The organism is Roseibium sp. MMSF_3544 (assembly GCF_030732845.1).
Lineage (GTDB): Bacteria > Pseudomonadota > Alphaproteobacteria > Rhizobiales > Stappiaceae > Roseibium.
The window spans coordinates 25,361-46,746 of the sequence record NZ_JASHKA010000036.1 but is presented as its reverse complement, the minus strand read 5'-3'; the positions used below and the strand labels follow the sequence as shown (position 1 = coordinate 46,746).

Annotated in this window: 20 protein-coding genes and 3 tRNA genes; 11 read left to right on the top strand and 12 right to left on the bottom strand. The window is 57.7% G+C overall.

Annotated features, from left to right (window positions below; all coding sequences use genetic code 11):
- The 3 genes from RBB47_RS29125 to RBB47_RS29115 all read right to left on the bottom strand — a co-directional run.
- On the bottom strand, positions 1–725 hold a 725-nt coding region (locus RBB47_RS29125; protein WP_305989440.1), incomplete at its 3' end, for an elongation factor Tu.
- 170 nt (positions 726–895) lie between these two features.
- Positions 896–969 (bottom strand) — tRNA-Gly (locus RBB47_RS29120).
- Positions 970–991: 22 nt separating this feature from the next.
- Positions 992–1,076 (bottom strand) — tRNA-Tyr (locus tag RBB47_RS29115).
- Between the two features lie 406 nt (positions 1,077–1,482).
- Here RBB47_RS29115 and RBB47_RS29110 point away from each other — a divergent pair.
- The 5 genes from RBB47_RS29110 to RBB47_RS29090 all read left to right on the top strand — a co-directional run bounded on the left by RBB47_RS29110 (position 1,483) and on the right by RBB47_RS29090 (position 5,006).
- Complete coding sequence (locus RBB47_RS29110; RefSeq protein ID WP_305989439.1) at positions 1,483–1,974, top strand: MarR family winged helix-turn-helix transcriptional regulator; 492 nt, start codon at positions 1,483–1,485, stop codon at positions 1,972–1,974.
- A gap of 29 nt (positions 1,975–2,003) precedes the next feature.
- Entirely contained in the window at positions 2,004–2,507 is a 504-nt protein-coding gene (locus tag RBB47_RS29105) for a PaaI family thioesterase (RefSeq protein WP_305989438.1), read from the top strand.
- Between the two features lie 216 nt (positions 2,508–2,723).
- Positions 2,724–3,545, top strand: coding sequence for an RNA methyltransferase (locus tag RBB47_RS29100; protein WP_305989437.1), 822 nt, complete (start codon positions 2,724–2,726; stop codon positions 3,543–3,545).
- A 276-nt stretch (positions 3,546–3,821) separates the two neighbouring features.
- A complete protein-coding gene (locus RBB47_RS29095) occupies positions 3,822–4,571 on the top strand; it encodes a hypothetical protein (protein ID WP_305989436.1) in 750 nt (249 codons plus the stop codon).
- 359 nt (positions 4,572–4,930) lie between these two features.
- Positions 4,931–5,006, top strand: a tRNA-Thr gene (locus RBB47_RS29090).
- Between the two features lie 62 nt (positions 5,007–5,068).
- Here RBB47_RS29090 and RBB47_RS29085 read toward each other — a convergent pair.
- The 9 genes from RBB47_RS29085 to cyoA form a co-directional block, all read right to left on the bottom strand.
- Positions 5,069–5,593 (bottom strand): ricin-type beta-trefoil lectin domain protein, encoded by a 525-nt coding sequence (locus tag RBB47_RS29085; protein WP_305989435.1) that lies wholly within the window; start codon positions 5,591–5,593, stop codon positions 5,069–5,071.
- 44 nt (positions 5,594–5,637) lie between these two features.
- Positions 5,638–6,213 (bottom strand): cupin domain-containing protein, encoded by a 576-nt coding sequence (locus RBB47_RS29080; protein ID WP_305989434.1) that lies wholly within the window; start codon positions 6,211–6,213, stop codon positions 5,638–5,640.
- A gap of 16 nt (positions 6,214–6,229) precedes the next feature.
- Positions 6,230–8,122, bottom strand: coding sequence for a TRAP transporter fused permease subunit (locus tag RBB47_RS29075; RefSeq protein WP_305989433.1), 1,893 nt, complete (start codon positions 8,120–8,122; stop codon positions 6,230–6,232).
- 92 nt (positions 8,123–8,214) lie between these two features.
- Entirely contained in the window at positions 8,215–9,141 is a 927-nt protein-coding gene (locus RBB47_RS29070) for a TAXI family TRAP transporter solute-binding subunit (RefSeq protein ID WP_305989432.1), read from the bottom strand.
- Positions 9,142–9,271: 130 nt separating this feature from the next.
- A complete protein-coding gene (locus RBB47_RS29065; protein ID WP_305989431.1) occupies positions 9,272–9,526 on the bottom strand; it encodes a hypothetical protein in 255 nt (84 codons plus the stop codon).
- Between the two features lie 44 nt (positions 9,527–9,570).
- Positions 9,571–9,876 (bottom strand): cytochrome o ubiquinol oxidase subunit IV, encoded by a 306-nt coding sequence (cyoD, locus tag RBB47_RS29060; RefSeq protein WP_305989430.1) that lies wholly within the window; start codon positions 9,874–9,876, stop codon positions 9,571–9,573.
- Positions 9,877–9,889: 13 nt separating this feature from the next.
- Entirely contained in the window at positions 9,890–10,495 is a 606-nt protein-coding gene (cyoC, locus tag RBB47_RS29055; protein ID WP_305989429.1) for a cytochrome o ubiquinol oxidase subunit III, read from the bottom strand.
- A complete protein-coding gene (gene cyoB / locus RBB47_RS29050; protein WP_305989441.1) occupies positions 10,495–12,534 on the bottom strand; it encodes a cytochrome o ubiquinol oxidase subunit I in 2,040 nt (679 codons plus the stop codon). The genes cyoC and cyoB overlap by 1 nt, the downstream gene beginning before the upstream one ends.
- Positions 12,534–13,454: a ubiquinol oxidase subunit II gene (gene cyoA / locus RBB47_RS29045; protein ID WP_305989428.1), complete on the bottom strand. Its 921-nt coding sequence runs from the start codon at positions 13,452–13,454 to the stop codon at positions 12,534–12,536. The genes cyoB and cyoA overlap by 1 nt, the downstream gene beginning before the upstream one ends.
- Positions 13,455–13,783: 329 nt before the next feature.
- On the opposite strand from cyoA, the gene RBB47_RS29040 reads away from it, so the two are divergent.
- From RBB47_RS29040 to RBB47_RS29015, 6 genes are all read left to right on the top strand, one after another.
- On the top strand, positions 13,784–14,677 hold the full coding sequence (locus RBB47_RS29040; protein WP_305989427.1) for a LysR family transcriptional regulator: 894 nt from the start codon (positions 13,784–13,786) through the stop codon (positions 14,675–14,677).
- A 116-nt stretch (positions 14,678–14,793) separates the two neighbouring features.
- A complete protein-coding gene (locus RBB47_RS29035) occupies positions 14,794–16,848 on the top strand; it encodes an ABC transporter substrate-binding protein (protein ID WP_305989426.1) in 2,055 nt (684 codons plus the stop codon).
- Positions 16,849–17,112: 264 nt separating this feature from the next.
- Positions 17,113–18,105, top strand: coding sequence for an ABC transporter permease (locus RBB47_RS29030; RefSeq protein WP_305989425.1), 993 nt, complete (start codon positions 17,113–17,115; stop codon positions 18,103–18,105).
- Between the two features lie 3 nt (positions 18,106–18,108).
- Complete coding sequence (locus RBB47_RS29025) at positions 18,109–19,260, top strand: ABC transporter permease (RefSeq protein WP_305989424.1); 1,152 nt, start codon at positions 18,109–18,111, stop codon at positions 19,258–19,260.
- A gap of 10 nt (positions 19,261–19,270) precedes the next feature.
- Entirely contained in the window at positions 19,271–20,278 is a 1,008-nt protein-coding gene (locus RBB47_RS29020; protein WP_305989423.1) for an ABC transporter ATP-binding protein, read from the top strand.
- A complete protein-coding gene (locus tag RBB47_RS29015) occupies positions 20,275–21,378 on the top strand; it encodes an ABC transporter ATP-binding protein (protein WP_305989422.1) in 1,104 nt (367 codons plus the stop codon). The genes RBB47_RS29020 and RBB47_RS29015 overlap by 4 nt, the downstream gene beginning before the upstream one ends.
- Positions 21,379–21,386: the final 8 nt, after the last annotated feature.

The window sequence follows — 21,386 nt, the reverse complement described above, 5'->3', positions numbered from 1 at the left end:
CCCACCTTGACGATACCGCGCTCAACACGGCCGGTCACAACCGTACCGCGGCCGGAGATCGAGAACACGTCTTCGATAGGCATCAGGAACGGCTGATCCTTCGGACGCTCAGGCGTCGGGATGTAATCATCGACCTGAGCCATCAGCTCACGGATCGCGTCACGGCCGATCGCAGGATCACGGTTTTCAACCGCAGCAAGCGCAGAACCCTTGACGATCGGAATGTCGTCGCCCGGGAACTCATACGAAGACAGCAGCTCGCGGATTTCCATCTCGACAAGCTCAAGCAGCTCTTCGTCGTCGACCTGGTCGACCTTGTTCATGAAAACAACAAGAGCCGGAACGCCAACCTGACGTGCAAGCAGGATGTGCTCGCGGGTCTGCGGCATCGGGCCGTCTGCAGAAGACACAACCAGGATCGCGCCGTCCATCTGGGCAGCACCGGTGATCATGTTCTTCACGTAGTCAGCGTGACCAGGGCAGTCGACGTGCGCGTAGTGACGGTTCTCCGTCTCATACTCAACGTGAGCCGTGGAGATGGTGATGCCGCGGGCCTTTTCTTCAGGCGCGCCGTCGATCTCGTCGTAGGCTTTTGCTTCTGCGCCGCCAGCCTCAGCCAGCGTCATCGTGATTGCAGCGGTCAGCGTCGTCTTGCCATGGTCAACGTGGCCAATCGTGCCAATGTTAACGTGCGGCTTGTTGCGCTCAAATTTTTCCTTCGCCATCGGCGTCGCTCTCTGTCCAATACTCGGTTCGGTCGATATAGGCTCGAGGCGGGACGCACTCCGGCGCCTTGGACAGATCCGCGAGCGACGAGATGCTTCCCGTAGAACTATTTTTCAGGATTTCCGGGCGAAAGAGCCTTCCGTTCCGGACACTCCGGTCAGCCCCATGATGGAGCGGGTGAAGGGAATCGAACCCTCGTCGTCAGCTTGGAAGGCTGCTGCTCTACCATTGAGCTACACCCGCACTACGTGCGAACCAAAAACGATGGTGGAGGAGGTTGGATTCGAACCAACGTAGGCATAGCCAACGGATTTACAGTCCGTCCCCTTTAGCCACTCGGGCACTCCTCCATCTCGTCCTGCTTCACGCCGAAGCGATCAGGATGGCTTAACCGGAGAGCCCGCCTTGAAGGGCGAGCAATCCCGTGGCGCGTGTTATGCAGATGCGAACCTGTGCTGTCAACGCTGATTTTGCAAAGAAATGAACAAAATCAACAAGACGCTCGAAACAGGTGCTTCGACCGCTGGAGATTACCCCGGCTACTTTCACGACCACAGTGCCTGCATGTTTGCGCCTTGTCACGGTTTCCCTTTGTTTTTCCCCGCTTCAAGGCTTTTTACCGGCCGATCTGTGGACAAGTTCTCAAGCTTGAATTCCGTCGCGTCGAACGCGTTTTTCGCTCCCGCTTGGCGCGCCTGAATAGGTTGAAAGCCGATTCAGATTGCCGATCTCTCGTCGTTGTTGTATCTACAACAAATGACTTCTTCACTGAAAGAAATTGATTTTGCCGAAATGGGCCGCACCTGCCTTGGCCATGCGGCCCGGCGCACGGCGAATCTGCTGACGAGACATTACAACCGTCATATGGCCGCGCTCGGCCTGGAACTGACGCAGGCTCAGCTGTTGGCGGTCATTGCAGACGGCACGGCACCCTCGGCCTCCGCAATCGCCAGATATCTCGGCATCGACCGGTCCACCCTCGCCCGCAACCTCAAGCCGCTTGAGGCGGCCGGTCTGATAAGGCGACGCGAAACAGCGGGACGGACAGTCCTGCCCGAGTTGACGCCCGCCGGTGAACGGAAGGTCATTGAAATTCATCAGGCCTGGCGGAAAGCCCAGGAGGAACTGGACGCGCTTCTGGGAACAGAGGGCGCCAGCGCCGTCAGGGCGCATATGTCCGCGCTGCGCAAGGCTGTGCACATTTTGGAAGACACTGAGGCTAAGACGAACGCAGCCTCATCCGACTAGAGTATGGACTCATAAATGAAGGACGCCTCATGAGCGATACGGACACGATCACCGAGAACGGCAAGACCCATACGCTCGGCGCGTTGCCGAAGACCGCATTTTCGGAGATGACCGGTCTCGACATCTTCAATCACATGATGGCGGGCAACCTGCCCGCGCCGCCGATCATGGTCCACTCCAATATAAGAATGAAGGAATTCGAGGAAGGCCGCGCCGTCTTTACCGGCATGCCGGCCAAGGAATTCCTCAACCCGCTCGGAACCGTTCATGGCGGCTGGATTTCGACCCTGATCGATACGGCCTTGAGCTGTGCTGTCCATACGACCTTGAAACCGGGCGAGTTCTACACGACCACGTCGCTCAACGTGAACATGGTCCGCCCGCTGCAGGCAAATAGCGGCGAAGTCGTCTGCGAAGGCCGGATCGTCCACCGTGGTTCGCGTCTTGCAACCTCAGAAGGCGATTTGAGGGATGCGAATGGCAAGCTGATCGCTCATGGTACGGTGAGCTGCATGATTTTGAGGCCGTCTTGAAAACCTTGGCTTCGGTCAGCCTGATCCTTGCATCAGTCGATTGGTCTCTAAACAAAACAGCAAACCAATGCGCCGCCCCGGACCTGATCCGGGGCCTTTTGTCTGTGCGAGGTCCCGGCTCGAGGCCGGGACGGCCCCAGTATCTTGTAACACTCCCGGGCACTGACCAGACGATCCCCCTTCCCCTCCAGAATATTTCCCGCTACAGCAAGCGCCATGACGGAAAACTCGAAATCAGCGCGAACCGGGCACCGCCCCGGCCAGAAGCCTTACTTCAAGAAGAAATCGGCCGGTAAACCCGCCCCGCGCCGGCCGGGTCTGCCGCCGGAAGGTCCCGTCCTTCTTTACGGTCTCCACACAGTCGAAGCGGCCTTTGCCAACAAGGATCGCAAGCGGCTGAAACTCTACGCCACCGAAAACGCGCAGAACCGTCTCGTAGAGCGTGGCGTCAACATCGATGTCCCCATTGAGACAATGATGCCGAAGGCCCTCGACCGCATGGTCACCAGAGATGCGGTCCACCAGGGCATGATCCTGGAAGCCGATCCCCTGCCCGCCTATGGCGTCGATCACCTGAAGGGCGCCCGTCTGGTGCTGGCACTCGACCAGGTCACTGATCCGCACAATGTCGGCGCCATCCTCAGATCCGCTGTTGCCCTTAACGCCGACGCCGTTGTGACAACGGAGCGCCATGCCCCCGAAGAAGGCCCGGTCCTGGCAAAATCGGCTTCCGGTGCCCTCGACATGATCAAACATGTGCGGGTGAAAAATATGGCCCGTTTCGTATCGGACATGAAGGACCAGGGCTTTGGCTGCATCGCGCTGGACAGCGATGGCCCCGCGAGCCTGGAAGACACAGAGTTCACCGACAAGACCGTCCTGGTCCTGGGGTCTGAAGGCAAAGGTGTGCGACAGGGTGTCCGCGAAGCCTGCGGTCTCCTCGCGCGGCTCGACATGCCCGGGGAAATCCGCTCGCTCAACGTCTCAAATGCCGCCGTTCTATCGCTTTATGTCGCGCGCATGAAAATGGGGCTTTGACACCGCTGAACCGTGGCAGTCTCAACACCGAGTCGAAACGCGTCACTTCCCGTTTAAGTTTTAGTATTTTATTCTCGCAATCAAACGGAGACTCGGCCTATCCTGTTCTTGGTCGCGCTGCCGAAGCTGCGGATCGATGGTGGCTTGCACGTTGCCGGACACCCTCCGAACCGTTCGTTTTTTGGCAAGAACAGCGCGTTGGAGTAGACTTTCTGAAGCCTGAACACTCAGGCGACAGACGGCAGGGTATTTGCGCAGTCAGGTGGGATGGGCGTCATGAATATCACCGGTTTGAAGGCAGTGGTCTTGAGCTTCCTTGGCGTGGTGCTGGCAGCGCCGGTCGCTGCCAATCCATTCGAGGGTGTTGATTTCAAGCCGATCAAGAACCTCATTTTTGAGGGCGAAAGCAGCAAACTCAATCTCAGCACGGCGCAGGACACCCCGCCCGTGCTGCATGTTGTGAAGTCCGGTTTGCGCGCCCAGAGCTGCCGGCCCATTCTGGATGTCCGCCGGGTTCAGGCCAGCTTGTATGTTCATGTCGGTTTCAAGGAGAGCGCGTCCGGGGTCACACGCAGATGCAGCGTGCTGCTTGAAGGCCAGATACCGCCACATCTTTCCGTGTCCATCCATCAACATGCCACCATCGCCAGCCTGAAGGGCCAGTTCGAAGCCATTTCGATTGCAAGTTCAAACTCCCAGGTTTCTCTGGTTGGAAACGCTGGTGCTTTCGAAATGGAAAGCGGCAGCGCGGTCGCGACAATAGAAGGAACGGTCGGCGCACTTGAGATCGATGCAAACCAGGTCGTTGCCGCCTTTCAACTGTCCGACCTCAGCAAGACACGTGTTCTGAGAATCCACGCAGAGAACGTGGTCGCCGACATCGGCCTGCCGGAAGGGGCAAAGCTTGAACACAACATCCGCGCGTCGATTTCTGCCTTCACCAGCACATTCCCGCTCCTTCCAGAAGCCGAGCTCGCGCTCGACATCCGCAGCGAGATCATGTCCGGAAGGCTCTATGCCTTTTAACGGTCTTGGTGGCCAACGCCAGCCCAACCGGTTCTAGCGCAGTTCAGCTTCCCACCCAGTTGCCGCCCCGGCCCCGAGCCGGGGCCAAGGGGTTGTTCAATTGCAGATCCTGGCTCAGGGCGAGTACCAAATTGTGCGGCATCGACAGCGTGCGCGACGACTGACTGGCACCGGGGCACTAGGACGAGATGGTGAACACCTCCACCCCTTGAACACCTTTGAACGACCGCATTATCCACAACGGCGCTGCAACTTCAGGTTAAAGCAGAAGGGCTTGGCAGAGATTTTTGCGCACTCTGCCAAATTTTTCGTTTCTAGCATGGACAAGCGCGCCCAATCTGGTAGAAGCCTTTCCCGGCGCCGGTATAGCTCAGCTGGTAGAGCACGTGATTTGTAATCTCGGGGTCGCGGGTTCGAATCCTGCTGCCGGCACCAGTTCCCACCAAAATTCGATTCCCGTCAGGTTCGTACCCAAAAATCGAACCCGTATGAGAAAACTACTTCTTCTCTACCCATGTGATCAGCGCCGTATCTGCCGTGTCGCATGGGGTCAGGATCAGGTCGCGGGACATGAACGGGCCGGCGGTGCGGCTGGCCTCGCCTGCCGTAACGCAGTTGCCGGGTTGATCCGCGGGTGTGATTAGGCCGCTTGACGCGTCGAAGGCAAAGGCCTGAGCCCCGTTGCCATCGGCACAGTCGCGAAGAACGAAGGCGATCTTCGGGTCGTCGGGAGCAATCAGTTCCATGCACTTGCCGTCAAATTCGACCGAGCGGATCTGGCCGGATGCCGCGTCGAAGGAAAACTGCACGTCGCCGCCTTGGGGTTTGCAGGAATGGGTCTGCAAATTCTCGGAAAACCCCCGCCCCAGCGTATCAATGCACCAGCCAAGATTGTCGGCTTCATCAAGATTGTCGGCGAGATAGATCACCGGAGCCGGTGTCTTCAGGTCCGGGGCTTCCGCCAGAACCGGAAACGGGGCGGCCATGGCCATCATGGCCGCGATCAATCCAACTGTGCGCATCTCAAGTCCTCTTTCTGTCAGCCCCCGGCCTCAAAGTTTTTCCGTCAACGTTTTGGGATGCCTTTCAGGTCTTCTTCCTTAGCACCGCGTTGTGTCACACCGTCGACAAGCACGAAGGCGATGGAACACGGCTCCGTGCCCCGGTTCGACCAGGCGTGATTGGTCCCCCGCTGGATGACGACGTCGCCGGCTTTGAGCAGCACGTCCTCCTCGTCCATCAGCATGTAAATCTCGCCGGTCAGGATGACGGCATAATCGACGCTGTTGGTCCGATGCATCCACGGGTGGCGCGCGTTTTCGACGACATTGTCGCCTGCCCCCATCTCAGCGAAGGCTGCCTTGCCGTCGAGTGTTTTCATCACTTCAGGATCTTCGGGCATGAACTCGACAACGCGGAAAACACTGCCGTTCTTGGGCGGATGCAGGATGAACGGGCCATCGCAGGTTTCCGTCGCGCCGTCATATTCCGCCGGTGTGCCGTCTGAAAGCCAGAAGTTGGTCAGCGTCACGCCGGGTCGGTTGTCCCGCTGCAGCCGGTGCGTCGCAATTCCGTCGCTCTCGATAATCGCGACACCCTTTTCATCGTGGCCGGTGACAACGCGTCTGAATTCTCTTGCCATATTCGTTCCGTCTGTTTCAGGATTTCAAGGAGACTTGCCGGCTGGCGCGCTGCTGGACCAACAGATATCCAAGCAGGAGCGCACCGAGGATCGCAGTCGGCCAAAACTGGATAAGAAGGCAAAGACCAGCACAAAGCGCGATCATCCGGTTTGTCCAGGAAAGCGGTGAAAAGAGACAGCCGATAACGCCGGTCGCCACCGCGCCAACACCTGCAAAGCCGGTCACAACCGCCAGAAGATTGGCAAGGACATCGCCCTGCATCAAAAGGCCCGGTCCGAAGACAAATGCAAACGGCAGAACGAAGCTCGTCAGCGCATAGGACGCAGCCGTCCAGCCAACCTTGTTGACATCGGCCCCCGCGATCCCGCCGGCAACATAGGACGCGAGCGCCACGGGCGGGGTAATGGTGGAAATGCAGCCGTAGTAGAAAACAAAGAAATGGGCGGTCAGCATCGGCACGCCGAACTTGACCAGCGCCGGCGCCACCACTGTTGCCAGGATCAGATAGGCGGCCGTCGTCGGCAGCCCCATGCCCAGGATAATCGAAGCGATCATCGTGAACAGCAGCGCAAGAATAAGCTGACCGTTGGATGCCACATCGATCAAGAGCGCTATTTTCGAGCCAAGTCCCGTTATGCCGAGCGTTCCAGAGATCACGCCCGCAGCGGCACAGGCCGCAGAAATAGTGATGACGTTGCGCGAGCCTTCGGCAATGCTGAGCGCAATCTTCTTGGCAAGTTCAAAGTCGATCCGGCGGGATCTGACAATGTCCAGCCCGATCAGCACGCCCATGGCCCACAGAGAGGCCTTGAAGGGCGAGAAACCGACCAGCATCAAGCCGACCAGGACGGCAAACGCTCCGATAAAAGGTGCGCCCTGCAGCAGGACTTGGTGAAGCGGCCGCCCGTCGCTTTGGTCTCCCTGCTTCGGCTCGATCCCGGACTTTACCGCCTGAAGATGAACGACGAAAAAGGCCGATCCGAAAAACAAAAGCGCCGGCAGGATCGCGACTGCCATGACCGAAGTGTATGGAACCCCGACGATCTCGGCCATGATGAAGGCGGCCGCGCCCATGACCGGTGGCATAAGCTGCCCGCCTGTCGAGGCAACCGCCTCGATCGCACCGGCTTGGTGCGGCTGATAGCCTTCGCGCTTCATGATCGGAATGGTCACAGTACCGGTCACCGCGACATTGCCCGCAGCGGACCCGGACACCATACCGATCAGCGTCGAAAACAGGACGGCCGACTTGGCGCTTGCCGCCCGCAAGCCTTTGGTGATGCGGATTGAGATTTCGAAGAAAAAGTCACCGGCACCGAAGCGTGACAGCATCGCCCCGAAGATGGTGAAGACGATGATGTAGGTCGCGGCGACGCCGATCGGGATGCCGTAAACGCCCTGGGTATCGGTCGTCAGAAACAACACCATGCGTTCCAGGCTGTAGCCGCGTCCACTCAGGATCCCCGGCAGATAGGGGCTGATGAAGGGATAGCAGAAGAAGACCAGGGTGATGATTGCCAGGATGAGACCCACGCCCCGGCGGGCGGCTTCAAAGACCAGGATCAGAATGACCAGCCCGGCATAAAAGTCACCATCCGTCGTCAAACCGCCGCTGAAGGCAATCGCCTTCCAGCGCGAGATCAGCCAGAGGCTGGCTCCCAGCACGGCCACAATGAGGACGACCGACAACAGAAAGTTCGCCTTTGTGCCCGCCAGTTTTTCAGAGGCAGGTCGAAGCGCAAACAGAAGCGAAAACGCCATCGCCACATGAACCAGGCGAAGCGGCATGGTCGAGATCGCGATGACACCGGAGACAACCGCCAGATGAAACAGGCCAAGCCCGAAGGCTGCCACCAGCACGACAGTGTTTTTGCTTAACAGCGCTTTTGTGTCGTTCTGGCCTGTCACGTGACATCCCTTTTCTCATGCCCGATCACGAGCCCGCCGAAGCGGGCCCGCACCGGGGTCGATGGGGTGATCTTATTTTTTGTTTTTTGCTTTTATTTGTTGAAATAGCGGGCCGCACCTTCATGGAGCGGGATTGCAAGGTTCAGGGAATTCGCCGGATCGATCTGCTTGGCGTTGGCGTTTTCTGCCTGAAATTCCTCCAGGTTGTCGAACACTGACGCGACGATCTTTTCAACGGTGTCGGCGGGCAGCGAATTCGGCGCGATCAGCATATTGTTGACACCGATCACGGTTCCCGGTTCAGCGGTGCCATAGACATCCGCCGGAATTTCAACAGCCTTGAACGCTCCATTCTTTTCCAGAGCCGTGTCGAGCATGCCGTCGGAAAAGCTGATGAAGCGCAATTTGTTGCCGGCGGCTGCCTGCATCACGGCACCGGCCGGATAGCCCGAGAGCGCAAAGGCCGCGTCGACATTACCATCGCTCAGCTGGCTGAAACCGTCCGAATAGGACAGGAAGCTCGGCGTGATGTCGTCCATGGACATGTCGTGCAAGGGCAGCAGGAAATTCAGGAAACCGAGCGTTCCACCACCCGCAGGTCCAACTGCCACGCGTTTGCCCTTGATGTCTTCGATGGTCTTGATGTCGGACCCGTCCAAAACAATCATGTGCAGGACGCTCGGATGAAGCGCCGCAACAGCACTCATGTCGATCGCACCGCTCTTGTAGGGGCCCTTCCCGTTCACGGCCAGAACGGCAAGGTTGTTGTTGGTGATCGCAATCTCGACTTCACCGCTGTCGACGAGCCGCGGGTTTTGAACCGAACCGCCGGTCACCACGGGCACCATGGAAATATCGTCGCCCGCGTATTTGTTCACAAGATTGGAGATGCTTTGCCCCATCGGGTAAAACGCGCCGCCAAGGCTCGCGGTACCGATACGAAGCTCTTCTGCCTGTGCGAGGGTCGCCGAAGCGAACAGCCCGATCACAAGGCTTGTCGATTTAATCAAGTTAAACATCGTGTCCTCCCGAATTTGTGATCGAGAGTAAAACGATATTTGCATCACTTCAATATTTTTATCGATATTTTTTCTTCAGCCCGGTATCCGATTTGCTGAAGATCGGCAGGGACTCACGCCGCTTCCTGTTTCACTCCACGTTGCCAATATATTTGGCTTGATTGATCAATTCCTGACACTTCGTCTCGTTGCCGGCCTTGCGCTCCTTGTTCGCATCATCAAGCAGGACCCGCATCTTTTCGACCGTGAACTCGTCTATTCCGCTGCGGTTCGCGTGAACGATCGCGTATTCGACCTTGCTGATGTCGGCCTTGCAGTCAGCCAGCGCCACGCCCGGCACGGCACTTCCCAGGATAGTCATCAAAAAGAGTGTCTGCTTTTTCATGGCCTATAGCTCCTCAAGACTTGCTCTTCCGAGCGGATTGGAAGTCACATCATGCGGTGATGCAGGTCCATCATGATCCACAGGCTGCCGCCGACCATGATGAAGATCAGCACTGCCGCAAAGCCCAGAAAAAAGAGGTTTTCGGCAGGGGTCGACTTCAGATCAAGGTGCAGAAAGAACACAAGGTGGACAATCACCTGCAAGACCGCAGCAACAGCGATGACGGCATAGACCGCAGGTCCTGTCAAAAGCCCGCCCCAGACCAGTGTAAACGGGATCGCGGTCAGAACGACGGCCAGCGCAAAGCCTGTGAGATAGGTCGAAAGACTGCGTTCGGCTGAATGATCCATGGTTCGCCTCCTCCTACATCACGCCCGGCAGGTAAACGACCGAGAAAATCCCGATCCAGACAATGTCCAGAAAGTGCCAGAACAGCCCCAACCTGAAGAGACGTGAACGCACGGGCAGCGTCAGTCCCTTGACGAGCACCTGGCCGATCATCACGCATATCCCGACGGCGCCAAAAGCCACGTGAAGGCCATGGGTGCCGACGAGCGTAAAGAATGCCGACAAGAAGCCGCTGGTCCCCGGTCCTGCACCTTGGGCGATCATGCCGTGAAACTCGATGATCTCCATCGCCAGAAACCCAAGACCGAGTAAAAGCGTGACGATCAGCCACTGCACCACCCTGCCTGCCTGTCCGGCCGCCATTGCAATCGTCGCAAAGCCGAACGTCAGGCTGGAGAACAAGAGCAGAGCCGTCTCTCCAGCCGTATGCCCGAGATCGAACAACTCTTTTGAGGTCGGCCCGGCTGCCGAGTTCTTTGAAAGAACCACATAGGACGCAAACAGGAGCGCGAAAATGACCGCGTCGGTCATGAGGTAGACCCAGAAGCCGAACTCGCGCGATTCCAGCGATTTCTTCTCTTCGTGCTCGAGAATGTCGTCGGCCATCACTGTTTCAGTCATCACACCCTCCCCGCCAAAGGAGCACCTGAGGCTGCGCCGACCGGCACGAAATCCTGCATGTCATGCATGTCTGCCGCTGTAATCTGGGCAAGTCGTGCGCCCTCGATCTTCGCGACCTCGGATGCAGGCATCACGAAATCGGTGTCGTCGTCACAGGCCCGGATTCCGACACAGACGAGGCCAAGCACCAGAGCCAGTGCAGCCAGCCACCAGATGTACCAGACAAACGCAAAACCGAGCACAAAGCCCAGCGCCCCGATGATCGGTCCGAGCGCGCTGCTTTTGGGCATGACTATGTCTTCATAGTTGGCCGGCGCCTGATACGCCACACCCCGGATCTTCATGTCATGGAAGGCATCGATGTCCCGAACATCCGGCTGAACAGCAAAATTATAGGGAGCCGGAGGCGAGGACGTCGCCCAGTCCAGGGTCCGGCCGTTCCAGGGGTCACCGGTGATGTCCCGCGCCGAGCCCCAGTTCTTCGCCGAAACATAGAGCTGGATGGCAATACAGATGATCCCGCACAAGACACAGATCGCGCCCAGCGCGGCGACGATCAGATAGGGTTGCCAATTCGGATCCGCATAATGTTCCATGCGCCGGCTCATCCCCATGAAACCGAGGACGTAGAGCGGCATGAAGGCGAGATAGAACCCGATGATCCAGAACCAGAAAGAGCGGATACCCCACTTGGCATCGAGCTTGAACCCGAACGCTTTCGGGAACCAGTAGTTCAGACCGGCGAAATACCCGAAGAGTGCGCCGGGAATAAGCATGTTGTGAAAATGGGCCACCAGGAAGGTGGAATTATGCATCAGGTAATCGGCGGGCGGCAGCGCCAGCAGGACGCCGGTGACGCCCCCGATCACGAACGTCACCATGAAGCCGATCGTGAACACCATGGAAGGATGAAACTCGATCCGTCCCCGGTACATGGTGAACATCCAGTCGAAGATCTTCACGCCTGTCGGCACCGCGATGATCATTGTCGCGATGCCGAACACCGCATTCACATTGGCGGACGAACCCATCGTGAAGAAATGATGCAGCCAGACCGTGAAGGAAAGAATGGCAATGCAGGCGGTCGCGTAAACGAGAGATTTGTAGCCGAACAGACGCTTCCGGGAAAAGGTCGCCACCACTTCGGAAAAGATGCCGAACGCCGGAAGGATCAGGATGTAGACTTCCGGATGTCCCCAGATCCAGAGGAGGTTGGCGAACAGCATCATGTTGCCGCCATCACCGTTGGTGAAGAAATGAAAGCCCAGCGTGCGGTCCAGCGTAAGCTGGGCCGCAACCACGGTCAGCGCCGGAAAGGCGAAGGCGATCAGGATCGAAATGCACAGCGTCGTCCAGGTGAACATCGGCATGCGCATATAGGTCATGCCCGGGCACCGGTTCTTGACGATCGTGACGATGAAGTTGATCCCCGACGCGGTGCTGCCGACCCCGCTGACAATCAGTGCCCAGAGCCAGTAGTCGACCCCGACCCCCGGATTGTACTCAATACCCGAATAGGGCGGATAACCGGTCCAGCCGGCTGTCGAGAACTTGCCGACAACGAGTGAGACCAGAACCAGCGCCGCACCCGCTGCCGTGAGCCACAGGCTGACGGAATTCAGGAACGGAAACGCCACATCCCGCGCGCCGATCTGCTGCGGAACGATGATGTTTATCAGACCTGTCAGGAAGGGCATCGCCACGAAAAAGATCATGATGGTACCGTGCGAGGAAAAGATCTGCTCGAAATGTTCAGGAGGCAGGTAGCCCTCATTGTTCAGCGCGACGGCCTGCTGGGCGCGCATCATCAGGGCATCGACAAACCCGCGCACAAGCATCACCAGCGCCAGCACCACATACATGATGCCGATCTTCTTGTGATCGACGCTGGTCAGCCAATCGGTCCAAAGCACCTTCCAGGCTCTGAGATAGGTGATCAGCAGGAAAACCGCGATCCCTCCACCCACCGTAACGGCAGCACCACCCATGGCGACCCAGGAATAAAGCGGTATGGCATCGAGTGTCAGACGACCCAGCATCACGCAGCCCCCCTGCAGATGAGTTCGGCGGCTCTGCTTTCATAAGGACCGACGATCGGCGAATATTTGCGCAATATCAGACTGAAAAGATCCGTCTCGAACGATGAATAGTAGGTCACCGGATTGGCGACACTCTGCTTGTGGAGTTCCAGATAGGTCTCTGCGTCTAGCGTCGCCGCCTCTGCCGAGACCTTGTCCTTCCAGTCCGCAAAGCCGTCTTCGCTCAGGGCATGGGCCTTGAAATGCTGATCGGGAAACCCGTCTCCCGAATACATCGTGTTTCGGCCTGTAAATACACCCGGTTCATCCGCCAGCAGGTGAAGCTCGGACCGCATGCCCGCCATCGCATAGATCTGTCCGCCCAGCGCCGGGATCATAAGGGAGTTCATGACCGTATCCGACGTGATTTCGATCGCGAGCGGCCGGTCCGCGGGAAAGGCGAGTTCGTTTACGGTTGCGACGCCAAGCTCCGGGTAAAGGAATAGCCACTTCCAGTCGAGAGCGATGGCCTGTACCTGAAAGGCCGGTTTATCCGACTCAATTTCTCTGTAAGGGTCAAGCTTGTGGGTCGTCTCCCACACCAGCGTTCCAAGAACCACGATGATCGCGGCAGGCACGAGCCAGATCACCGTTTCGACCTTCCACGATCCTTCCCAGTCCGGCGTGTAAGCAGCCTTCTTTGTGCCACTTCGATAACGCCAGACGAAGAATAGCGTGAGCACGATTGCGGGTATGGCCACAATCATCATCAGGGCAAAGGCGGTGAACAGCAGATTTCGCTCTGCGAGAGCTATCGGCCCTTTCGGAAAAAGTACCGGCGCATCCGAAAGTCCGCACCCCTGCAGAAACAGGCACATCCCAAGAATCCCGACAATCCAGACAGGTTTCAGGGAGGACCGGAACGAGCGCGCAGTATTCACGTTTTTGTATGCTCCCCCAAGCAGGGACGGAGAAAGTCCCGTGTCTGTCAAAACACCCGCCGAGGTTTGTCCATCACGGCCTACCTCACGTAACAATCCGTCAACGTGGTCAAAAAAATATACGCAACCGGAATCGAGCCTATCGGAGCACGCGCCGGTTTGAAAGAGCGCTCTGGTGTGAATTTCGGCGACGCTTCAAAGCTCTTGTGAGCGATCTGCATTGATTGCACATGGAACGGGGCTTCCAAGTGTGCAAACTGAACCAAAAAAGGCCGAAACGTGCGATTGCGAAACCGAACATCACGAATTTTCCGGGAAGACAAAAAGGCATGGACAAAGCACAGATCAGACACCAAAACGCACTGAGCCTGGTCCAGCTGCGTGCCCTGGAAGCGGTCATCAGAGTCGGGAGCTTCTCTGCTGCAGCCAAGGAGATCGGTGTCTCACAGCCTTCGATTTCGAATCATGTGCAGGGTTTGGAAGCTCGGTTCAAGACCAGGCTTCTTGCCAAATCCGGTTATTCGATCTCGCCGACACCCGCCCTTGACAGTCTGTTGCCGAAAATCAGAGCCGTTCTGGCCCTGGTTGAAGACATCGAAACCGAGCTTTCTCACCAAAAGGAGCTCGCAGCGGGCGAATTGCGGATTGGTTATTCAACGTATCAGCTCGCGATCCCGCAGATCTCCGGTTTCATGTCTCTTCATCCTGACATCACAATCGAGGCCCGCGCACTTGCCACGCAGGACATCATCGACCTGATTGCAAGTGGCGACATTGACATTGGCTTTGTAACCGGCCGTGAAATCCCTGACAGCTTTGATGGTGTGTTGCTCGTCCAGACCCGCATTGTCATTGCAGCGCCGCCGGATCATCCCCTGACGAAAAAGAAGAAGGTGACCTGGGCGGATGTAGAAGCGCTCCCGTTGTTGCAGCGGGAAGGCGCCTCCGGTACGCGCAAGATTTTTGAAGCGGCAGCAACCGTTGCTGACGTCAAGCCGCATACGATCCTCGCGCTTGGATCCTGGGGCTCGATAGCCACGCTTATTCGTTCTGGCGTCGGGGTTGGTATTGCCTTGGAGGCAGAGATCACCGAGCGGGACGGCTGTGTTGCCATTCAGATCGACGATCGCACACTTGTCGCCAATCACTACGTGGTCTGGCAGAAAGACATGGCCAAGGTTGCCGCAATCGAGGCTTTCCGCGAAAGTTTGCGCGGTCTTTGACATTTCCGTGTCAGAGATCAAATTATAGCTAAAAGTTATACATTTGAAAATTTCATAAAACTGTTATAGATCGCAGTCATTAGGGCTTCGCACAAATTCCCCCTGAGGAGCCCGCAATGACCTTCAAATCCATCCTTCTGTCCGGTGCAGCGCTGGCCGTCATGGCATCCCCTGCCCTGGCCAATTGCCCGCCTGTCACTGTTGCAGACATGAAAGGCCTGACCGCCGATTATCCGCAGCAATTCGAGCTTGCCGAGTTCGAGGAAAAGGGCTCCTGCAGCCTTTCTTTCGCTCAGAACCCTGCGATCAACGACCTCAATGGCAAGATCCTCGGCAATGGTGACCTGGCTGATGTCGCCGACCGTCTTCCCGCCGAACCGCTGGTGGTTGCTCCTTATCAGAAGATTGGAACCTATGGCGGTGTCCTGAACGGCATCTCGAAGGGCACGGAATCCGGTACATCCGACCTCCTGTCCGTGCGCCACGTGAACTTCGTGCGCTATTCCGACGACCTGCAGACCGTTGTCCCGAACGTTGCAAAGGCCTGGAACTGGAATGACGACTACACCGAGTTGACCTTCGAACTCCGCGATGGCCACAAGTGGTCGGACGGCGAACCGTTCACGGCAGAAGACGTTGCCTTCTGGTACAACGACATCATCCTGAACCCGGATGTCTACGAGAAGACACCGGGGCGCTGGCTTTTTGCCGGTGAGCCGGTCAAGGTTGAAGCCGTCAGCCCGACCACCGTCAAATTCACCTTTCCGGTTCCGACCCCCGGCATCTTGAACCGCTTCGCCGTCGACTACGGCCAGCCGTTCCAGCCGAAGCATTTCCTTGGCCAGTTCATGCCCAGGCATAATGACGGCGCCGAAGACCTCGCCAAGGAACACGGATTTGAAAATGCCGCTGCAGCCGTCGACTTCTATTACGGCGGTTCGGACTGGAAAGACGTCCCGTCCCCGCTTCTGAAGGACAGCGACAAGGCTGCGAAGATCGGCCGTGTCGTCGTGCCGACCCTTGAAAGCCACATCGTTGTCGACGAGAGCTCCGAAGGCCGCAAGCTTGTTGCCAACCCTTACTTCCACATGGTGGACACGGCCGGCAACCAGTTGCCCTACATTTCCGAAATTTCCGAAATCTATATCGGCGACAAGGAAGTCCAGAACCTGAAAATCATGAACGGCGAAGTCGAATGGAAACAGCAGGCCGTGTTCCTGGAAGACTTCCCGCTCCTGAAGGAAAATGAAGGCAAGGGCAACTACACCGTTTCCTTCGCACCGACCTTCGGTGAAAACGTCTTCTTTTCCTTCAACCGGACACACAAGGATCCGGCCCTGGCGGAACTCTTCAACGACATCCGCTTCAACCGCGCCATGTCCATCGCGATGAACCGTGGCGAGATCAACGAGATTGTTTACCTCGGTCAGGGCACTCCGATGCAGGGCGTGCCAGCTGAGCCGAAAACAGTCTCCTTCATCACCGATGAGATGCTCAACAAGGACATCGAGTACGACCTGGAAGGCGCAAAGGCCCTGCTGGCCGAAATTGGCCTGAAGGACTCCGACGGTGACGGCACACTGGAACTCTCTGACGGCAGACCGCTGGTCGTCCGTCTGGTCTATTCCAGCCAGGGTGTTCCGGTGAAGATGATGGAACTGGTCCGCGACTACTGGTCTGCGGCCGGCGTCCGGGTTGACCTCAAAGAAGTCACTTCCGACGAATACCGCGCTGCCGGCAACAACAACGACCTCGACGTTACCACCTGGAAATATGATGGCAATGCAGGCCCGACTATCTCCCAGGACGTCACGGTCTTCATTCCGCCGTTCGGCGACTACTTCAACCCTGGCACCGGCTTTGAGTGGGCTGCCTGGAAAGAATCCGGCGGCGCTGAAGGCACCGAACCTCCGGCAGATATCCAGAAGCTCTGGGATCTGTCTGAGAAATTCATTCAGGTCGAGATGGGTTCTGACGAAAGCAACAGGATCGGCGCGGAGATCGCAAAGATCCACAACGACAATCTGCTGAAGATCGGCACTGTCGGCGACATCGTTGCGCCTTTCATGTTCCACAACAGCATGAAAAACGTCCAGCCGATCAAGGCGAAGACCTACGACTTCTACTGGACCTACCCGTACCGCCCGCAGCAGTGGTCACTGGAACAGTAACTCTTCGAGTTTGGCCGGGGCGGCAAACTGCCCCGGCCACGTTGGCGGTGTCCGGCAACAGCCGAGACCATCCAAACATGCCCTCGATGCAGACATGACCTCGTCCTGAGAAGGACCATGGAGTGTCCAAGGGGATCAGCCACCTGCTCTTGGGTATGACGGATCCTTGGAGAGAGCGCTCGACGCGCCTTCGGGATGCGGTTTGGAATTGGGGCAACCGGTGACATCGGAACGTCCGATAAGCCGGCAGGACGGAGAGATCCGATGCTGCGTTTCACGCTTGAACGCCTAGTGGGCATGGTGATCACCATGGCCCTCGTGTCCGTGATGGTCTTCATCATCATGGAAATCCCACCTGGAGACTATGCCGACCGCTATGCGTTCCGGAAGTTCTCCGGTACCGGCGTCAGCGTCACCGAGGCTGACGTCCAGGCGATCCGCGAAGACCTGGGTCTCGATAAACCGATGGTACTGCGATATTTCGACTGGATCGGCAATATCGTCCTGCGCGGCGATTTCGGTCAGGCCTTTGCCTTTGAGACATCCGTAGTGAAGGTCATCGGCGACAAGGTGTGGCTGACGCTCGGCATTTTGCTGACGACCTTGCTCCTGACTTACGCGATCTCAGTTCCCGTCGGCATCTATGCCGCGGTCAAACGCGGGTCTTCACTTGACTACGGCCTGACAGTCTTCTCCTATCTGGGCCTGGCGCTTCCAAACTTTCTTTTGGCGCTGATCCTGCTCTATTTCGCCAACAAATGGTTCGGTGCAGACATTGGCGGTCTTTTTTCGCCGCAGTATCAGGATGCCCCCTGGTCACTCGGCAAACTTTGGGACCTGATAAAGCACCTTTGGCTGCCCGCCGTTGTCCTTGCCTGGTCTGCTGTCGCCTACCAGATCCAAACGATGCGGGCGACGATGTCCGATGAGCTCAATCGCCTTTCGGTAACGGCCGCACGTGCGCGCGGCGTCCCGGAAGGCAAACTGCTCCTCAAGTACCCGGCACGCCTGGCGATCAATCCGATTGTGTCGACCATCGGGTTCGACGTGAACCGCATTTTCTCAGAGCTGCCGATTGTTGCAGCCGTGTTGGGGCTTACCGAACTCGGCGAGCTGCTGCTCAAGGCCTATCTCGATCTCGACATGTATGTCGCCGGCGCGATCCTGCTCTTGCTCACCTTCATTATCGTTTTCATGAACTTCGTTTCCGATCTTCTGCTGGCGTGGCTCGATCCGCGCATCAAACTGGGGGCCTGATCGATGTCCGACGCAACTGCAAATGCCCTCAGCAAACAGGAAGAAAAAGAGCGCCAGCAAAGGCTGAAATATTACTCAGCCTCCCAATGGACGCTGATCTGGTGGCGGTTCCGGCGGCACAAGGCAGCCATGGTTGCAGGTGTCATCCTTGGCGTGATGGCCCTTCTCGGGATTTTCGCCGAATTCGTAGCACCCTACGGCCCGACGACACGTGACACGCAGTATATCGACGGCGCTCCGCAGATGCCCAAGTTCTGCGACCAGAACGGTTGCTCAGCGCGGCCGTTCATTCACGGGGTCTCGACGAAACGCGATCCCGTTACCCTGCGCGCGATATCGGTCCCGGATCCTGAAAAGCGCGTTTACGTCGAGTTTTTCGTTCAAGGCGAGCGGACCAAGGTTCTGGGCTTCATCCCAACGAACATTCATCTCTTCGGGCTGTCGGATCCGGACGCAAAGCTCCATCTTTGGGGGACGGACGACCTTGGCCGCGATGTCTTCTCACGCACGATGTACGCAACCCGCACTTCGCTTTCGATAGGTGTGATCGGCGTTCTGATCTCGTTCGTCCTGGCGCTCGCGATTGGCGGTGTCGCCGGATATGCGGGCGGCATGACCGACAACGTCATCCAGCGTGTCACGGAAGTCGTCCGGGTGGTTCCGATCATCCCGCTTTACATGGGATTGGCGGCCGCCATGCCGAAGGAATGGTCGACCACCCAGGTCTACTTCGCAATGACACTCATCCTCGGCCTCTTCGGCTGGCCGACGCTGGCCCGACGAATAAGGTCCCAGCTCCTGTCCATTCGCGGTGAGGACTACGTCGTAGCTGCAAGACTTGCCGGCGCCCGGCCTGGTCGGATCATCGGGCAACACATGCTGCCGAGCTTCACCAGTTTCATCATTGTCGATCTGGTGATTTCCTTCCCGTACATGATCCTGTCGGAAACGGCCCTGTCCTTCGTCGGGCTTGGGCTTCGCCCGCCGACCGTCTCCTGGGGCGTTCTGTTGCAGCAGGCCCAGTCGGTGCGTGTGATCGAGCAGACACCCTGGCTGTTCATCCCTGCGCTTTTCGTCGTTGTTGCCGTTCTGGCCTTCACCGTCATCGGTGACGGGCTGCGCGATGCTGCAGATCCCTATAGCGAAGCAAAATGAGGAGAGGACAATGCTGACTGTTGAAAATCTCTCCATTTCCTTTGCAACGGACGAAGGCCGGATTACGCCGGTCCAGGGCGTCAGCTTTTCGGTCGAAGCCGGAAAAACACTCGGTCTTGTCGGCGAGAGCGGTTCGGGCAAGTCGATTTCGACAAAGGCGCTTATGCGCCTTCTTCCGGGCAATGCGTCGCTTGGTGACGACACAAAGATCACATATTGGGCGAAAGACGGCAAAGAGATCGAGATCCACAAGATCAAACCGAAGTCGCGCGCGCTGCGAGACCTTCGCGGCGGTGAGATCGGCATGATCTTCCAGGAACCGATGGCCAGCTTCTCTCCGGTCTACACGATCGGCAACCAGATGATGGAAGCCATACGCCTGCATCGGAAATGCGGCAAACGCGAAGCCCGCGAGATCGCCGTCGAAATGCTCAACAAGGTTGGCATCTCCAGTCCTGCCGAACGCATCGACCAGTATCCGCATGAAATGTCCGGCGGCATGCGCCAACGCGCGATGATCGCCCTCGCCCTTTCCGCCGGCCCGGCACTCTTGATTGCAGATGAACCGACCACGGCACTCGACGTCACGATCCAGGCGCAGGTGCTCGACCTGATGCGTGATCTGCAGCGTGACCTCGGCATGGCGATGATTTTCATCACGCACGATCTGGGCGTCATCGCGCAGATCGCGGACGAAGTCGCTGTGATGTACCTCGGCACGATTGTGGAACGCGGTGCGACAAGGGATGTCATTCGCAATCCAAAGCATCCCTATACCCAGGGCCTGCTGAAGGCGATCCCGAGCCTCGACACCCTGCACGACCGCTTGTCACCGGTTCCTGGAGACATTCCAAGTCCGACTGAACGGCCGACCGGGTGCCCCTTCCACACAAGATGTCCCGATTTCATCAACGGCATTTGCGATGTCAACGAACCGCCCGAGGTCGGAGGCGATGCCGGACGATCGGTCCGCTGTTGGCTGCACAAGGAACCTGAAAGCGGAAGGAGTGCAGCATGACCACGAATGACGTTCTCATCGAGGTCAAGAATCTCGAAGTCATGTTCCCGATCCGCAAGAAGAAACTGTTTTCGTCCGAAGTCAGGCAACTTCGTGCTGTCGATGGCGTTTCCTTCGACATCAAGCGCGGAGAAACCGTCGGGCTCGTTGGGGAATCCGGCTCAGGCAAGACCACGGTCGGTCGCGCGATCCTCAGAGCTATCGACCCCACCAGCGGTGATGTGATCTTCCACACGCAGGATCAGGATATCGATGTTGCTCGTGCAGAAGGTGAAGACCTGCGCAAGTTCCGTCAGCACATGAATATGGTGTTTTCCGAGGGCAAGGTGCAGCTCTCGAGGCTGGCAGCAGACAGGCTCCGTCTGTTCCGGTCAAAGATGAGCCTCGTATTCCAGGATCCCTATTCGTCCCTCAACCCGCGCATGACCGTGCGCGACATTATCGCAGAACCGCTTATCGCTTCCGGCATGATGAAGGATCGTGAGGCGATTGACGAACGGGTGCGCGAGATTGCCGGTCGCTGCAAGCTGAACCTGGAGCATCTGCGCCGGTTTCCGCACGCCTTCTCCGGAGGCCAACGTCAGCGTATTTGCATCGCGCGCGCCCTCGTCTCGAAACCCGATTTTGTCGTGTGCGATGAAAGCGTTTCCGCACTCGACGTTTCGATCCAGGCTGAAATCGTCAACCTCTTGAAAGATCTGCAGGAAGAAATGGGGGTCGCCTTCCTGTTTATCGCGCACGATCTTTCTGTTGTCGCGCAGATGAGTCACCGCGTTGCCGTCATGTATGTCGGCAAGTTCGTGGAATATGCGCCAACGGAAAAACTCTTCTTTGAGCCGAAGCATCCTTACACCCACGCACTGCTGTCAGCGATCCCGCAGGCGGATCCGGATCTGGAGTTCGACCCGATCAAGCTTCAGGGCGAGATCCCCAATCCGCTCGACGCCCCGTCCGGCTGCCGCTTTCACAGCAGGTGTCCATTTGCAAAGGATCACTGCGCATCGGAAACGCCGGAATGGCGCGAAGTTTCGGAAGACCACTTTGTCGCCTGCCACTTTGTTGAGGAATTCGATTTCTCAAGGCCAAACACCAAGAATTAAGAGCATCT

What these genes read in the sequence shown, in the direction of transcription:
- RBB47_RS29110 (WP_305989439.1), top strand. Translation starts at nt 1,483, where the DNA reads ATGACTTCTTCACTGAAAGAAATTGATTTTGCCGAAATGGGCCGCACC.
- RBB47_RS29105 (WP_305989438.1), top strand. Translation starts at nt 2,004, where the DNA reads ATGAGCGATACGGACACGATCACCGAGAACGGCAAGACCCATACGCTC.
- RBB47_RS29100 (WP_305989437.1), top strand. Translation starts at nt 2,724, where the DNA reads ATGACGGAAAACTCGAAATCAGCGCGAACCGGGCACCGCCCCGGCCAG.
- RBB47_RS29095 (WP_305989436.1), top strand. Translation starts at nt 3,822, where the DNA reads ATGAATATCACCGGTTTGAAGGCAGTGGTCTTGAGCTTCCTTGGCGTG.
- RBB47_RS29085 (WP_305989435.1), bottom strand. Translation starts at nt 5,593, where the DNA reads ATGCGCACAGTTGGATTGATCGCGGCCATGATGGCCATGGCCGCCCCG.
- RBB47_RS29080 (WP_305989434.1), bottom strand. Translation starts at nt 6,213, where the DNA reads ATGGCAAGAGAATTCAGACGCGTTGTCACCGGCCACGATGAAAAGGGT.
- RBB47_RS29070 (WP_305989432.1), bottom strand. Translation starts at nt 9,141, where the DNA reads ATGTTTAACTTGATTAAATCGACAAGCCTTGTGATCGGGCTGTTCGCT.
- RBB47_RS29065 (WP_305989431.1), bottom strand. Translation starts at nt 9,526, where the DNA reads ATGAAAAAGCAGACACTCTTTTTGATGACTATCCTGGGAAGTGCCGTG.
- cyoD (WP_305989430.1), bottom strand. Translation starts at nt 9,876, where the DNA reads ATGGATCATTCAGCCGAACGCAGTCTTTCGACCTATCTCACAGGCTTT.
- cyoC (WP_305989429.1), bottom strand. Translation starts at nt 10,495, where the DNA reads ATGACTGAAACAGTGATGGCCGACGACATTCTCGAGCACGAAGAGAAG.
- cyoB (WP_305989441.1), bottom strand. Translation starts at nt 12,534, where the DNA reads ATGCTGGGTCGTCTGACACTCGATGCCATACCGCTTTATTCCTGGGTC.
- RBB47_RS29040 (WP_305989427.1), top strand. Translation starts at nt 13,784, where the DNA reads ATGGACAAAGCACAGATCAGACACCAAAACGCACTGAGCCTGGTCCAG.
- RBB47_RS29035 (WP_305989426.1), top strand. Translation starts at nt 14,794, where the DNA reads ATGACCTTCAAATCCATCCTTCTGTCCGGTGCAGCGCTGGCCGTCATG.
- RBB47_RS29030 (WP_305989425.1), top strand. Translation starts at nt 17,113, where the DNA reads ATGCTGCGTTTCACGCTTGAACGCCTAGTGGGCATGGTGATCACCATG.
- RBB47_RS29025 (WP_305989424.1), top strand. Translation starts at nt 18,109, where the DNA reads ATGTCCGACGCAACTGCAAATGCCCTCAGCAAACAGGAAGAAAAAGAG.
- RBB47_RS29020 (WP_305989423.1), top strand. Translation starts at nt 19,271, where the DNA reads ATGCTGACTGTTGAAAATCTCTCCATTTCCTTTGCAACGGACGAAGGC.
- RBB47_RS29015 (WP_305989422.1), top strand. Translation starts at nt 20,275, where the DNA reads ATGACCACGAATGACGTTCTCATCGAGGTCAAGAATCTCGAAGTCATG.